We start from the raw sequence: 13811 nt of genomic DNA on the forward strand, positions 1-13811 counted from the left end.
ACTAGCCGCACTTAAAAGGCAATATCATTAAAAACCGCCTAAATATTATAAGCAATTCCTGTTGATGCGGCAGCTCCTCCTCCTGCAGCTGTTGAAATGGCTCCATATGCAGCTGCATCAGCAAATGGTGCTGGACCATCGGCAAGACATAATCCCGCACAGCCTCCTCCTGCAATACCACAGCCAAGTGCACAAAGCACAGCACATGTCCAGCCACCGCCTTGTGCCGCAACGGCTGAATAAGAGTTTATAGCGCCCATAATAGTACCTCCTTTCTAAATAATTGAATTGTACTTTTTTTTGCTCTACATCATGATGTTAACCCATTATACAATAATCAGCCAAAATTTCACATTGCATGTAAGAAATGCGACACAACGCGTCATTTTCCACTATTATTCACCCCATGGTTTATATGCTATGTCATAAAAGCATTATTTTTAGATACTAATATCTACCAAAAACGGAAAGTATACTTGACATTTTAATTTTAAAGAGTATAATGAAATTAAGGAAAGCAACCTTTACATCAGAAAGGAGGATCTAATGAGAAATCAGTTAGAAGAATTAAGAAAACAAAAAGGCATTAGGCAGGAAGAATTAGCTGCCGTTTTGGAAGTATCCCGACAGACAATAGGTTCTTTAGAAAACGGTCGTTACAATCCATCAATACTATTAGCTTTCAAAATCGCTCGATACTTTGAAATGAGTATTGAAGAAGTATTTATTTATGAGGAGGAAACAAAATGAAAGAAAAGAAACCATTTATTTTTGGACTTATCGTTGGTATTACCCTAATTGCAATAGGTCTCATGGTAAATACTAATTACTATTCTATTTTAATTTTGGCGATGGGATTTGGCTTTGGATTTAGTTCAATTGTACAACTAATCCGTATTTCTTATTATCAAATCCCTACCCATCAGTCCAAATATGAAAACCAAAAAAAAGAAGCCTACATTAACAGCGTTGATGAACGCAAACAATTTTTAAGAGCAAAATCAGGCATAATTACCTACCAGTTTATGGCTTTCAGCTTATTAATTTTGGATTTTGTGCTGGCTCTACTTCGAGTGGAAGCATGGGTAATAGGAATGATATTTATACTTTTCATTTTGCAGTGGGTAATAAACTCTATTGTTTATCACTACCTGGAAAGGCGTCAGTAATAATATATTTATGAGTGTTTATTATTATCCCCCGAGCACTGTGCAGGGGTAAATTCCAGTATGGATTAAGAGGGGGGGCGGACGCTTACTTGGACTAAGTTGCTATTCCTAGACTACGTCTATATTGAAGTGGGCTCATCCCACCCAAATCAATTATAGGTGATGTTATCAATTTCCGGACTGATTTCACCTTTATACGAATTGTATTTGGGTTTCTTTGTGCATTTAACTAGGAGTTGATCTTCTTTCATAATACGACGTACCTTTTTTTAGAAACTATAATAACTTTGTTTCGCAACAAACAATGAATACGGCGATATCCGTATCTGCATTTATTAGTAACGAACAAGTACTTTATAATCTCTCTGGGTTCTTGGTACTTGTCGAAAGCGCGAATACTATTAACATGATAACAGTAAGTACTTTTTGAGATTTTCATAATCGGCAAGAGTTCGTTAAGTTTGCATTTACAACGTAGGGCATCAATCAAGAATACCTTTTCCCGATTGTTGAGTTCATCAAGATTGATGCCCTATGTCTCAAAAGAAAGAACCAAGACCACGTCGTACATTTACACCTGAATTAAAACAACAAATCGAAATCAAAATTTTATCTGCCAATCGTTTTTTTGATTCTTTTATTCTTTAATGTCCAACTTTTATTTAATCTTCGCTTTTGAAAAATATCTTTTCTATAGTTTAAAACTTTAGTATCAAATTGTTAATCACAGCAACTATTTACTCGCTTAAAAAATAACATAACTATCCCCCCTTTTAACTCTACATCTAATAGTTTCCTTAACATTTTAATATATGCTTATTATTTTATAAAAAAACAGATGTTCTCAATATTTATTCTAAGAACATCTGCTTATTATAAAGTTATAATCATAAATGTGTTCTGTGGTACTAAATACAAGTACATTTTATCATAACTTTACAAGGAAAATATATTATTTTCACTTTTTGTGCGACAAATTTCGACAATTAATTCAGTAGTATTGAATAACTTGTTTTACGTCTTCTTTTTGTATTCACTTGCTTCTGTGGGCATAGCTCTATACATTTACCACAACTAACACTTTTTATTTTTTTAATATGAAATCCTTTGGCATTTACCAAAAAATCATAAAATATGCCTTGCGACTCCCCGCTTCTTGCGAGCGGAAACGAACGCCCCCGTTTGGTTATTCAACGTATTTATTATTCATGAGCTCTTACTGTGTTGCCGATGGCTTGCAGCAAGCTTTTGCTGGAATCCGTCGTGTCTTGGGTCAGCTCCCAAATCATGATTCCTCCAAGTTCCTCCAACGCGTATTGCGTTTTTCTCTGGATCGTTGGAATACCGTTGTAATGAGCCTCCATGCCATTGATCATCGAAATGTCGGTGTTGTAGGCGTTAGGGTTGGCTTGCAAAATGGCGGCATACGAAGCCCAGGAAGGCCTGCCGTAGAACGGAACACCCAAAACGACTTTATGCGCGGGCATGCCCCGGGTCTCTTTCCAATACTTCCCGCAGAGAGCGGCAAAGTTGTAGCTGGAATGGCGGTCGCCGTCGCCTCCGTCATAAGCCATCACGTTAATCCAGTCGACTGCGTTGATGACCGCATCGGTGTGGGCCGCAGAGTCCCAATAGACCACGCCTTCCGGTGTCACGCCGCTAAGTACGGCCGAGGTCAGCAACATATTTTGCTTCTTCAGCTCCGCGCTCAAATAGAGCATAAAACTTTCGTATTGCTGTTTGCTTGTCCCGTCGTTTCTCGGGTGTTCCCAGTCCATATCCACGCCGTCAAATCCGTATTCCCTGGCCATTGCGATAATGGCGTTGCCAAATTTTTCGATTTTTTGCGGCGTATTGGTCGCAGCCATGAACGTATTTTCCAGAGGCGTTCCATTATACTCCCAGCCGCCAACCGCAAGCAGTACTTTTACGCCGTTTTTATGGGCTGTTTGAATGATTTGTCTGGCGGTGTCCGGGTTTTCCAGCGGCAGCAGCGAGCCATCGCTGGTCGGAATGGCAAACGCGTAATTGATATGAGTCAGATTATTATATTGAATCGTCCCCACCTTGCCGGGTTCCCAGCTTGGATAATAGCCTACCACCTTGAAGTCTCCAGAAACTGGCGGATCGTTCGGGTCCGGGTCTGGGTCTGGGTCCGGATTCGGGTCCGGATTGCCGGCCAACAAATCCCAAACGGCGGCGACGCCGGGAATTTCGCCCAGAGTCCACCACTTGGCTTTGTACAGTTGGCCGTTGTAAGTGACGATGTCTCCGCCGACATAAGCGTTACTGCTGCTCCATGCCGGATAACTGCCGTCCGATGGCGAAATCAATTCCCAGACTTCAGATTCTCCGGGAACATCCCCCTGGGTCCACCATTTGGCTTTGTACTCAGAACCGTTGTAGGAGACGATGTCTCCACCGAGATAATTTTTACCGCTGTCCCATGCCGGATAGGCACTGGCCTGTACAGTCTGTCCGACAACCTGCGCGGCGTCGGAAAGATCGTTGGCTTGAGCGGCTTGAGCGGTTGGGGTTCCTGACAGCATTGGAGCGAAAAGGGCAATCAAAAATACTAAAACAGCTAGGAATGAAACTTTCTTTCTATGACTTTGCATTATAATCCTGTCCTCTCTTTGTAAAAATATTTTATAAAGCCGATAAAGCGTTACCCCCTGTTTACCAGCCTACTCTGACGATTAGGCCTTTGGGGTCCCCAACTTCGAGGTAAGCGGCTTGTCCGTTGACGTCATCGTAGCAGAACCCGTAGGCCCGCCCGTCGATGCTGTGGTCGTGCCAGAACTTGGCGTAAAAATTGGCCGGTGCGGCCTGATAGTATTTGCTGACATTGTTCCAATCAGCACGCTCTGTATAAACGTGCCGGTTGAGCGCAGCACAAACGTTGGGATCGCTGGCTGTGCCGATCCCCAGCAGGATATCGCGCGTGGAGATGCTGCTATAGCCGGCAAAATAATTTTCATAGGCGCCCCCGGGCTTAAACGGCCCGACTATCGGACTGACGATCCGGTAGGGAGCCTGTAAAGTGCCTAGCGACTTAAACTCTTGAGGCACTTCATTCTGATATTTGGCAAACAGGCCGGAACGGGTTTCTATTTCCAATTCGCCAACGGTTCGATCATAGTCGCCCGCTTTGTTAACCAACCGGTGCTGAACCGGGAACCCGAATTGGTCCACCCGGGTCGTATTCCCATGATAGCCGGCATCGTCCACCGTAAATTCCACAAAATCGAAATAAACGTCTTTGTTAGGATCGGTTGGATTATTGATGTCGGGGCCAGCGAATCCGGTTTCAAAAGTTTTAATAAAACAAGGAGAACCTACGCTGAGAAACAGTCTGCCGGATGTGATTTTGGGAAGATCGACCCAAGCGGCATCACTTACCTTGTGATAAATATTAGCGTAGTTGACTCCGTTTTTGGTCAAATGTCCGGAGGCATCGTTAAGCGCCGTTGAGATGGGAATAAGCTCTCCGGGCAAAGTCAGGTAGCTCCATTTCTTGTTGTCCGGGTTAATGCCGATGACTCCCCAATAAATATCATGGTCGGCATAGGCTCCTCCGGTACCGTTCATGATCTTCATGCTGACTCCGTTCCCGATCGGATTGGGAATCGAAGAGACGGGGATGGAGTAAATCGAATCTCCTGTGTCCGGCTGTCCCGCTGCGCCCCGATAAGTGAAGATACCCGTATCGTACGCTGCAGACCCGTTATTATAGGTAAAGAAATATTTGATCACGGCTCCGGCGGCCGAATCAATGGGATGTTCATATCTGTTTGCACCGGAATTGTAAGTCATTCTTACGTTTTGCTGAATGCCCGAATTCACTGTATAATGAGCGTCCACCCATGAGGTATTGACCGTCGATTTGAACCATAAGGTTGCGTTATTCCCGGATACGTCCACGCCCTGGGTATAGTCGGCAGCCAAAGTATTCGTGACATTCATAGAGAAAGATAGAATCAAAATGAGCAACATGACGACAATGCGTTGAATTTGTGATTTTTCCATAAAACTCCTCCTTTTCTTATTAAGCGGTTTGCACCATAAGGTTACGTTATTCCCGGATACGTCCACGCCCTGGGTTTAGTCGGCGGCTGAAGTATTCGTGATATTCATAAGGCTCACGTTATAAAATTTCACCTCTTCAACTACAATCTAAGACTACATAACATAACATTGAACTTCATTCTTTTGTTTTCACAATCATAGAATTCCTCCTTTCGTATTTTTAGAGTTATAACTCCCACTCTATAAATATAAACGTACTACTTCAGTGTTTAGTAACACTTTTTACATTTTTTAATATATTTTCAAAATTTAGTAACCGTTTCAAAACAAGGCGTCATTCCATCTGCTCTTTAAAAGTGATATTCTTCCATAAATAAGATTAGGAGAGGAAAATCATAATGAAAACTAACAATGTCATCCTGTGGAAGGAGCGCTTTGCTGACAGAGCAGCCAGTGGCTTAAAGGTGTTCTTGACAAAATAAAAAAGCCATGCTTTTCATTTTTGAAAAACATAGCCCCTATAATTAATGCCTTCTCCACCAATCACATTTTCACACACTCCTCCTTAGTTTTAAAAGCTTATCATTATTATAATAGAAATACTCGATTTTAACTTTATTCATCTTGTTTTCAACAAACGGAATCGTTAACAATCCAGCCTACCCTGTGGTGTTTTTTCATTTGACTCAATAATCTACATCATAATGGAAGTTCTTCAGGGTTTTCACATACTCCCACAAACAGCAAGCTACCATTCTGTGCAGTGATGCCATAAATAAACGAACGGTTAAGGATCATATCCACACGTCCTTGCGGCATTGCACAGCCTGCATAATTAATCTGAGTAAATGCTGAAGCTTCGACTCCATCTTCATCAATGGATATCCTTGTTTCCTGCAGTATACCAGTGATATAAGCCATGTGGTCTGTAATACCAGTAAAGTCTGCATCAGGCGTAAAGGCAGACTTTACACCAAGTTCTTTAAGAAGATCGGTCATAGAAAGCTTTGAACTAAAGCTAAACTTCGGTATTTTCCATACCACTTCACCGTTAAAGCTCTCTCCTCCTTCAAAAACCTCCTTCATTTGCTCGGCAGATGTAATTAAGTCATAAGGTGAGACACCTTCATCAGGTAGAATAAATATCATTTGTCCTGCATTTTTTAAAGACAAACCTGCGCGAGTGTAACCCTTTCCCTTCGTGAATCCGGCTGAACCGAAAGTCTGATTCATGAAATCAGATTTTACTTCACTGCCATTTGAAAGATAAAACACATCCTCGGCGGTTTTATTCTTATTAAAACGGTTAATCCATTGATCATAAAAATAAACCGTATTTAGTATTGTAAGTATTTGATCGGGATCTGTTTCAATTTTTGGTGATAATGTTCCATTAGTATTGGAAGATATCCAATCAGCCATAGCTTTTCCTGTTTCTTCACTTGCAAAATCCACTCTTTGGGAACTTGCATAAAAATTCTCTGCTGAACCTTTAACAAAATCATCTTTGAATAAAATTGCTTCATCGTTCACATCATCATCCAGCCAAATAGAATTTGCAATTTTCAGCTTTCCGATTTCATTGTCTCTATAAAGTAACCTATACAAATTCCCACTCTGGGCAGAAAGTTCTTGAATATTGCCAATACCCAATAAATCAAGTAATTGAGTCTCAGTTTCACTTTTAGCACCTGAAGCTGCTATGGATAGAGCATAATATAAGGAAAGGGGAGAATAATTGATATTTTTCCCTTCATCCGTAAGTACAAGAGCACCTGTCTTGTAGGAAAAATCATTAATAGCTGCAATAAAGTTGTCAACAACAGGGTTTTCTTCCCTAACCTTCCTCCGTGTATCATCGTCTTCAAAAGCAAAAGCATTTGGGTAAACAACATCTAATATTGATTCCGAATGCGGATTTCTGCTTTCTCCTCTAAAATATACAGTACCTATAATAACCAGTATGGCACAAGCTGCAACAGCCATCCATCTCCTCAATGTAGTGCTTTTCTTTCTAAGATTTGTATCTTTTGCTTCTCCTATCAGCTCGTCACGAACATCTGTAATAGCATTAAATATCTTCTTTTCTTTCATAGCAAAATGCCCTCCCTTCCTAGAGTCTTCTTAAGGCTTTGTATCAATTGAGTCCATCATAAGACTGATATATAAGAATTGCCGTTTGAAGTTGGTGGGACCTAGTTCGATATATTATAATCGGTTGGTAGAATATTAATCAATTATTTTTTAATCAGGCAAAGTAAATCATGCATATGCTTTGCGTCAATTTTTGGTGGCAATCCAAACATCCGTGCATATTCACGGCTAAATTGTGAAGGGCTCTCATACCCAACTTGAAAGCCGGCATCAGCGGCATTTACGTGCGACGACATCAGAAGGCGACGTGCTTCCCGCAAACGTAATTGCTTCTGATATTGCAAGGGACTCATGGCAGTAACCTGCTTAAAATGCCGATACAGAGAGGCAACGCTCATATTAGCTGCCTGAGCTAAGCGCTCTATACGCAGCGGTTTATCAAACTCTTCCTTGATCATGCCGGTGATTTCAGCGATTTTACGAGAGTAACTGCCTATGATTCCGATTTGTTTCAAAAAATCTCCTTGTTCCGCCTGAAGAATGCGATAAAATATCTCCCTTATAATCAGGGCAGAAAGTGCAGGAATATCCTGTGGCGTATCCAAAAGTCTGACCAACCTGCAGCACGCATCTATTAATGGCAAAGTAATTTCACCTATAAATATTCCTCGGTGTGAATCAATTTCACTTATGGTTGAACTGGTATCTTGCATAATGTCAAAAATTAACTCTGGTTCAATTTGCAAGCTCATACATAATAACGGAGATTTAGGATCAGCTTGTATGATCTGCCCAATATACGGCAAATCAAGCGATACTACCAGGTAATGGAAGGGATCATAATAATAGCTGTTTTCGGCCACTGTAAACTTTTTTGCTCCCTGAACAATGATACACAAAGCCGGCCCCTGAACTGCATAGACAGGACCTTCCAGATAGGAGGTACGAGTAAAATGCAGGTGGGTAATCGCCGACAAATGACTTCCATCGGTTTGAGCATAGTGTCTAATTAGCTGAACCAATTCTGTTTGTTTTTCTAATGTCTTGTCTATAGGCTTTTCTATACCTGTTTCCATACTAAAATCCACCTCGATTAATGATAACCATGGGCAGCGGGATATTTGAAATCATACATATGAATTTTAGCATGCGTGATAGAAATAGGCAAGATTTTGAGAAGAATCTTCTACCGCATGCTGCTTTATATGGAATATGATCAAGAAATCATAGGAGGAAAACACAATGTATGTAATAACAGGTGCAACTAGTAGAACGGGAAATGTAGTGGCAAATCACTTGATAGAGAAAGGGCAATCGGTAAGAGTACTTGGAAGGAATGCTGAACGGCTGTCTGCATTTGCCGAAAAAGGTGCTGATATCTTTGTTGCTGAGCCAAGTGATAGGACAACACTGACGAAAGCCTTATGTACAACCTAAAACGCATGTGTCTTTGTATCCCCGCTTTCAGCCCATATTTTTCTATTATACGATATCAAAAACGCAAAAAAAGGAACCTCAATTGGTGTTGTGAACCAATGGCGTTCCTTTTTGTTTCGTTTCTGAAATTAATATAAAAGTATTTTATAGAGGTAGCCCATCTTCAAGATGCTTCAAACCAGCATCTAGTAGTTTGTAGAATCTGCCAATACATCCTTCTGCAACATCTTTCTCTGTACTAAGCCATGCAGCGCTCCATATTCCGCCAATAACACCGGCAAAGTTACATACTTCAAAGTCATCCGACTTTCGACCAGTCCGTTTTGCTATCATTTCGCTGATTATTCTGGTTTTTCCGGGAAAATAATTCATAGTAGCAACGCGCAACTCTGGAACCGTACGCAATAAAATTACCCGCTCTTCAAGCATCTTCAGACTTTCGTCGGGGCTTTTTAGATACAATTGGGAAAGCGCTGTGCGCAGGGCCTGAATGACACTCATTTTTGCAGGCTCCGACAGTGTAGTCTCAATAACAGTATTATCCATAAAGTCAAGGTCACAAAGAACAACTTCGGCCTTCGTCGCAAAATATCGGAAGAAAGTTATGCGTGAGATTTCCGATGCCTCCGCTACCTGTTCTATCGTTGTGTCATTATACCCTTGTTTTGTGAATAGTCTCAGTGCTTCACGCTGAATAGTGGCTCTTGTCTTGGCCTTCTTCTTGTCCATCCACCCAAAAGACGGCTGAACGTCACCATATATGTTATTTTTTTTCATCACTATATTCTCCCAACTGGGTAATTTCTTTATAATATTATATCACACTGAATTCATTATGCGATCGAAAAATGATTTGTATGGTAATGATTCCATATTAACATAAAAAATCAGGCATACAGACCGGCACGATTTGGAGAAAGAGATCATCCGCAGACACGCCGCCTGTGAAGATGTAACAGAGGAAACCAACATTGAAGTAACGGCAATTGCACCTACGAGGACAAACACTTATGCCTATATTACAAACGTTATGCTTATGGGGCATGGAGAATATTGATGATCCCCCATGATTACTGGAGGTCTTTCTCTTTAAAGTTGTTGCTGTGTTTGTTCCTGTGAAATTGCCATTCCAAGATAGCGGTCAAGCTGCTCTTCCTCTAGGGATGCAATCATATTGGAAAATGGTTCAATATCCCGTTCTACTGCATAAGCTTCCAGAACATTAAAATATTCCAGACGGTTTTCCTTTGCGATAGATATTGGCAAAAAGCCATGAGCCATCAGCTGATAGTTCATAATCAATCTGGAGGTTCTTCCATTTCCATCAGCAAACGGATGAATTCTCACAAACTCAGCATGGGTCCAGGCCGCAAGTTCAATTACATTTTCTATAGCTCTATCCTGCAAATCCATATAAAATGCTTTTACCTGACGATACATTTCGTTAGGGCTCGGTGGAGTATGGGAGGCACCAGAAATATAAACATCTACGTTCCGATATATTCCTCCAATCATAATATTCTCCATTAAAATAGCATGTAAGTCCTTAATGATATGCTCGTCCAAAGACTTCTTTTCTGAGATGCAATCTTTTACATGCTGATAGGCTTTGTTATGATTGATGACCTCATAAATCTCTCGAAGTTTTTTTCCACCTACGGACAGCCCCTCCTCCAATACCACCTTAGTTTCCAGAAGGGTAAGTGTGTTCCCTTCAATTGCTGTAGAATTATGTGTATATTGTAGTTCAAATTGCTGTGAGTAGCTTCTTACCGTTATTTCAGGGAGTGAATCTTTAATTTGTTCGTAGTCACCTCTCTTTTGAAGTAATACTTTATAATCCAAGCTATCCACTCCTTTCTTCTCATTCCTAATATGATATTTTACCATGTTTTGGTTATTTATTCAATGCAAGACTAAGATCTTAATCATATACCATATTAATCTTGAAAAAGTAGTTTTTATGTCTTTTGTTTTCTATTCGACAAATAAATTATAATTGGAATAATAAAAATAATCCAAAACAATACATTACGATGTAGAATTCTCCATCTCCCAAAGCCTTCTGTTAATTCATACCTATTAAAAATTTGTATAAATATCGAAATCCCAATTATCTGAATTACTTCAAATAGTAAATATGAACATAGGTACATTTTTAAATTGATTTTTCTTGTAAGCAATATAATTCCGATAATAATCAGGAAGAAAAAGTTGGCTAATAAAAATGCATTTGTACAATATTGTGAATAATTTTTAAGATTTTCGGCTTGTACGACAATTTCTTTTTGCTTTTCGCCTGTTAGTCCATTTGCACTCAGCATTAATCCTATATAATTATATATAAATTTTAGAGCAAGCATATGAAAAGATAACACTAATATGGATAAGGCTGTAACACCACCAAAATACATCTTTGTTTTTTTATTTATCATCATTCTTTTAGTTTCCCGCTTCTGCACTCATATTTAGAAATTCCCATAGCATTTACAGCTGGCCTATTTTCTATACTAATCTCCACACGATAACTCAGTCTAGAAACATTACTTTCTATATAATTCCGAATTCTTTGATAATCCTTATATTTTATCGCCATTACCATTGCCTTGGCAATAGTAAAATTGCTACTCAATTCGTAAGTGATCCCAAAAAACAACATTTTTCAGAGAATACCAGATTATGCTATACTCCCTGGTCACCGGATATCCCGGATTATTGCAGGCTTCAGCAAATACTTTTCTTTCAATTTCTACTCAACAACAGTTTTTGTCATATCTTTCAATAAACCTGCTGCTGTTTTTTCACTTCCAGTAAGACATTCGCTGTCACCAAATACTAAAAATGAATCCTTTGCTCTTGAAACTGCAACATTCATTAAATTTGCTGCCTTATTAATAAAGAAGCAGCCATCCTCATTACCATATACACTTGAAAATATGATTACTTTTCGCTCTGCGCCTTGAAAGGTATGTACTGTCCCAACATCAATAAATTGTGCATAATCTGGAATCTCTTTTTTTATTATCGTCTTAATCAGAATACTTTGACTTTTAAACGGAGTAATAACGCCAACCAGATCCTTTTCATTGATGTCAGTCTTGCTCTTTTTGCTATAGCAGTCTGCTATGGTGGTATAATGATATTTTAACCAGGTAACAATCTGCACGGCTTCCTCTTTATTCCGTCTGCTTGTACCAGATTTCTGCGATTTTGACACTATAATTTGTTTATGTCCCATTGCCGGGAGAAAATCTATAAGTGCATTCTTGTTGTCCTCAAAAAAGCTTCCACGTTTCGGCTCCAATTTTTCTTCATATACCAATTTATTACAATATGCCACAATCTCATTGTAGCATCTACGATGTTCACTTAAGAATAGACCTTTTTTATATTTATCAAATGCACAGGATAATGCTGCTACCTTCATAATACTGGACTGTGAGCAATTCAGCCCATTTATTTCAAGTTTTTCGTATTGTGTTTTGTCTTCGATAACCCCATTGCTTATTGCCATAGCCTCTTTCTGATTTTTTCAAAAAAACAAACTCCCAGAATTATTTAGAACATAATTCAAGGAGTCATTTTTTTATTGATATGCGATATATTTACTTAACTTTATTATTTTATCTTTCATTAAGTTTAATTCTCCATATTTACCATTCTAATTCTGTATAATCTACCCCAAAAAACCAGACATATGATAGTAAGTCAGCTTTATCAAACAAGTTACTCCTATTTTACCATATTATTGGAAAAAGGTATATTACATATATCTAGTTTTTGTTCGACATATCTCGACAATTATTTCTGTATGTGTTGATGCTGTAATACTGATTCCTGAAAGGCGCACTTTATCCCTGGCGTAGACAATCGATTAACTAATACTAAAGTATATTTCTTATTTCATCTAATAATGGTTTAATAATTTTATTGATTCAACAAATCTCGGTTTCTTTATAAATGGCATTCCGCATCCAACTTTACCGGAATGCTATCTAAACTTTCTCATAGAATTTAGAAAATCATCCATTGCATGCAATCTTTTCACCCTTCTAAGCTTAATTCCGCATATTTCACAGATTTGTTCCAATGCTGCTTCAACAATTACATTCGAGACTCGTATTTCTCTTGGCAAACCATATTTAAAAATAAAATCTATTAGACTATTCGCCAGAATCACAAGAGAATCCTCTTCCGGTTCATTCATTTCAAAGGAAATAGCCATTCCACTTGATGCATCTACGATTCCACTAAGCATTGGATTGGCTGGTCTATCATATTTTTTATCTGTCACTGATGCACCAAGTGGACTTACTTCCATCTCTAAAACAGCTTTACGCTTCGGTGCCTTCTTTAATTTTGCAAGCAAGTCTTCGTCTGTTATAATAAGATTCCCGAAGCTAAAGCTCGTTAATGGCAGTGGTTCTTCTTCAAAATGCCACTTTTCTCTGTCTTTTGATATAAAAAATAAAAACATATTTCCATTCTCAAAATCTATCTGTATCTTTTTTTCTAAATAGTAAGTAAATGCTAATTGAAAATTTTCCAGATGACTCGTTAATCGAAGCACTTCATTTCGATCTAAATTATAAGGATAATAACCTGGTTCATATGACATGAAATACAGCCAGTTGTTTTTCCCTCTAAATTTATACCCCATATCACTTATAATCGCTCTTTGTTTGGTTGACAGTTCCTCTCTGGCTCCCCAATAACAACTCATGCATTTCTGATTGGACATGGCATATTCTACAGATATATTCATACGTTCCTGCATTGTCAACATCATATAGCTATTAAATGCTTCATATCCTTCATAAATAGATATTCCAATACAGCTTCCACCTCTTCCCAATACACTATAGAATACTGTTTCTTCACGAATATCACCGGTCAGTATTCCAAAGATATCCATATCCCACAAGAATTCCCACGGTTTTAACGTCTTAATCCGTGTTGCGATCTCATATAATTTATTCCATTCTTCTATTGTTGCTTCCGTTCTCATATACACTCCCAGCTCTATGCCAACTACACACTGATTATCTAAGTTCAAATTACATTTGCATAAACTTAACTTAC

Annotated in this window: 14 protein-coding genes and 1 pseudogene; 4 read left to right on the forward strand and 11 right to left on the reverse strand. The window is 39.0% G+C overall.

The window, feature by feature from the left end; translation table 11 throughout:
• Positions 1 to 38: 38 nt before the first annotated feature.
• The gene (locus RZO55_RS25445; protein ID WP_318067052.1) at positions 39 to 260 is read right to left on the reverse strand and encodes a secretion system protein E; all 222 of its coding nucleotides are present in this window, start codon (positions 258 to 260) and stop codon (positions 39 to 41) included.
• Positions 261 to 546: 286 nt separating this feature from the next.
• On the opposite strand from RZO55_RS25445, the gene RZO55_RS25450 reads away from it, so the two are divergent.
• Positions 547 to 750: a helix-turn-helix transcriptional regulator gene (locus RZO55_RS25450; RefSeq protein WP_318067053.1), complete on the forward strand. Its 204-nt coding sequence runs from the start codon at positions 547 to 549 to the stop codon at positions 748 to 750.
• Positions 747 to 1169, forward strand: coding sequence for a hypothetical protein (locus RZO55_RS25455; RefSeq protein ID WP_318067054.1), 423 nt, complete (start codon positions 747 to 749; stop codon positions 1167 to 1169). The genes RZO55_RS25450 and RZO55_RS25455 overlap by 4 nt, the downstream gene beginning before the upstream one ends.
• Positions 1170 to 1330: 161 nt before the next feature.
• Here the strand turns inward: RZO55_RS25455 and RZO55_RS25460 are convergent.
• The 5 genes and pseudogenes from RZO55_RS25460 to RZO55_RS25480 all read right to left on the reverse strand — a co-directional run.
• Positions 1331 to 1701 (reverse strand): annotated as a pseudogene (locus tag RZO55_RS25460) (IS3 family transposase); the annotation flags it as partial.
• Between the two features lie 670 nt (positions 1702 to 2371).
• Positions 2372 to 3787, reverse strand: coding sequence for a glycosyl hydrolase family 18 protein (locus RZO55_RS25465; protein ID WP_318067055.1), 1416 nt, complete (start codon positions 3785 to 3787; stop codon positions 2372 to 2374).
• 61 nt (positions 3788 to 3848) lie between these two features.
• The gene (locus RZO55_RS25470) at positions 3849 to 5198 is read right to left on the reverse strand and encodes a glycoside hydrolase family 64 protein (protein WP_318067056.1); all 1350 of its coding nucleotides are present in this window, start codon (positions 5196 to 5198) and stop codon (positions 3849 to 3851) included.
• Between the two features lie 699 nt (positions 5199 to 5897).
• Positions 5898 to 7292, reverse strand: a complete 1395-nt coding sequence (locus RZO55_RS25475; RefSeq protein WP_318067057.1) for a serpin family protein — start codon at positions 7290 to 7292, stop codon at positions 5898 to 5900.
• 143 nt (positions 7293 to 7435) lie between these two features.
• On the reverse strand, positions 7436 to 8368 hold the full coding sequence (locus RZO55_RS25480) for an AraC family transcriptional regulator (RefSeq protein ID WP_318067058.1): 933 nt from the start codon (positions 8366 to 8368) through the stop codon (positions 7436 to 7438).
• Between the two features lie 166 nt (positions 8369 to 8534).
• Between RZO55_RS25480 and RZO55_RS25485 the strand changes: the two genes are divergently transcribed.
• Positions 8535 to 8729 (forward strand): NAD(P)H-binding protein, encoded by a 195-nt coding sequence (locus tag RZO55_RS25485; protein WP_318067059.1) that lies wholly within the window; start codon positions 8535 to 8537, stop codon positions 8727 to 8729.
• 144 nt (positions 8730 to 8873) lie between these two features.
• Here RZO55_RS25485 and RZO55_RS25490 read toward each other — a convergent pair whose 3' ends face one another.
• Positions 8874 to 9506, reverse strand: a complete 633-nt coding sequence (locus tag RZO55_RS25490; protein ID WP_318067060.1) for an acyl-CoA-like ligand-binding transcription factor — start codon at positions 9504 to 9506, stop codon at positions 8874 to 8876.
• Positions 9507 to 9639: 133 nt separating this feature from the next.
• Between RZO55_RS25490 and RZO55_RS25495 the strand changes: the two genes are divergently transcribed.
• On the forward strand, positions 9640 to 9786 hold the full coding sequence (locus tag RZO55_RS25495) for a hypothetical protein (protein ID WP_318067061.1): 147 nt from the start codon (positions 9640 to 9642) through the stop codon (positions 9784 to 9786).
• 32 nt (positions 9787 to 9818) lie between these two features.
• Here RZO55_RS25495 and RZO55_RS25500 read toward each other — a convergent pair whose 3' ends face one another.
• The 4 genes from RZO55_RS25500 to RZO55_RS25515 form a co-directional block, all read right to left on the reverse strand.
• The gene (locus RZO55_RS25500; RefSeq protein ID WP_439100089.1) at positions 9819 to 10583 is read right to left on the reverse strand and encodes a Fic family protein; all 765 of its coding nucleotides are present in this window, start codon (positions 10581 to 10583) and stop codon (positions 9819 to 9821) included.
• 107 nt (positions 10584 to 10690) lie between these two features.
• Positions 10691 to 11167 carry a hypothetical protein gene (locus tag RZO55_RS25505; RefSeq protein WP_318067063.1) on the reverse strand — a complete coding sequence of 159 codons (477 nt, stop codon included), beginning with the start codon at positions 11165 to 11167 and terminating at the stop codon, positions 10691 to 10693.
• Positions 11168 to 11478: 311 nt separating this feature from the next.
• Positions 11479 to 12243 carry a DEAD/DEAH box helicase gene (locus RZO55_RS25510; RefSeq protein ID WP_318067064.1) on the reverse strand — a complete coding sequence of 255 codons (765 nt, stop codon included), beginning with the start codon at positions 12241 to 12243 and terminating at the stop codon, positions 11479 to 11481.
• Positions 12244 to 12720: 477 nt separating this feature from the next.
• On the reverse strand, positions 12721 to 13737 hold the full coding sequence (locus tag RZO55_RS25515) for a DUF7309 domain-containing protein (RefSeq protein WP_318067065.1): 1017 nt from the start codon (positions 13735 to 13737) through the stop codon (positions 12721 to 12723).
• Positions 13738 to 13811: the final 74 nt, after the last annotated feature.

It is taken from the genome of Clostridium boliviensis (assembly GCF_033342255.1).
Taxonomy (GTDB): domain Bacteria; phylum Bacillota; class Clostridia; order Lachnospirales; family Lachnospiraceae; genus Lacrimispora; species Lacrimispora boliviensis.

Bases quoted from the DNA above. Each gene is read 5' to 3' on its own strand.
- RZO55_RS25445 (WP_318067052.1), bottom strand. From the start codon at position 260: ATGGGCGCTATAAACTCTTATTCAGCCGTTGCGGCACAAGGCGGTGGC.
- RZO55_RS25475 (WP_318067057.1), bottom strand. From the start codon at position 7,292: ATGAAAGAAAAGAAGATATTTAATGCTATTACAGATGTTCGTGACGAG.
- RZO55_RS25465 (WP_318067055.1), bottom strand. From the start codon at position 3,787: ATGCAAAGTCATAGAAAGAAAGTTTCATTCCTAGCTGTTTTAGTATTT.
- RZO55_RS25510 (WP_318067064.1), bottom strand. From the start codon at position 12,243: ATGGCAATAAGCAATGGGGTTATCGAAGACAAAACACAATACGAAAAA.
- RZO55_RS25490 (WP_318067060.1), bottom strand. From the start codon at position 9,506: ATGAAAAAAAATAACATATATGGTGACGTTCAGCCGTCTTTTGGGTGG.
- RZO55_RS25470 (WP_318067056.1), bottom strand. From the start codon at position 5,198: ATGGAAAAATCACAAATTCAACGCATTGTCGTCATGTTGCTCATTTTG.
- RZO55_RS25455 (WP_318067054.1), top strand. From the start codon at position 747: ATGAAAGAAAAGAAACCATTTATTTTTGGACTTATCGTTGGTATTACC.
- RZO55_RS25505 (WP_318067063.1), bottom strand. From the start codon at position 11,167: ATGATGATAAATAAAAAAACAAAGATGTATTTTGGTGGTGTTACAGCC.
- RZO55_RS25485 (WP_318067059.1), top strand. From the start codon at position 8,535: ATGTATGTAATAACAGGTGCAACTAGTAGAACGGGAAATGTAGTGGCA.
- RZO55_RS25450 (WP_318067053.1), top strand. From the start codon at position 547: ATGAGAAATCAGTTAGAAGAATTAAGAAAACAAAAAGGCATTAGGCAG.
- RZO55_RS25480 (WP_318067058.1), bottom strand. From the start codon at position 8,368: ATGGAAACAGGTATAGAAAAGCCTATAGACAAGACATTAGAAAAACAA.
- RZO55_RS25515 (WP_318067065.1), bottom strand. From the start codon at position 13,737: ATGAGAACGGAAGCAACAATAGAAGAATGGAATAAATTATATGAGATC.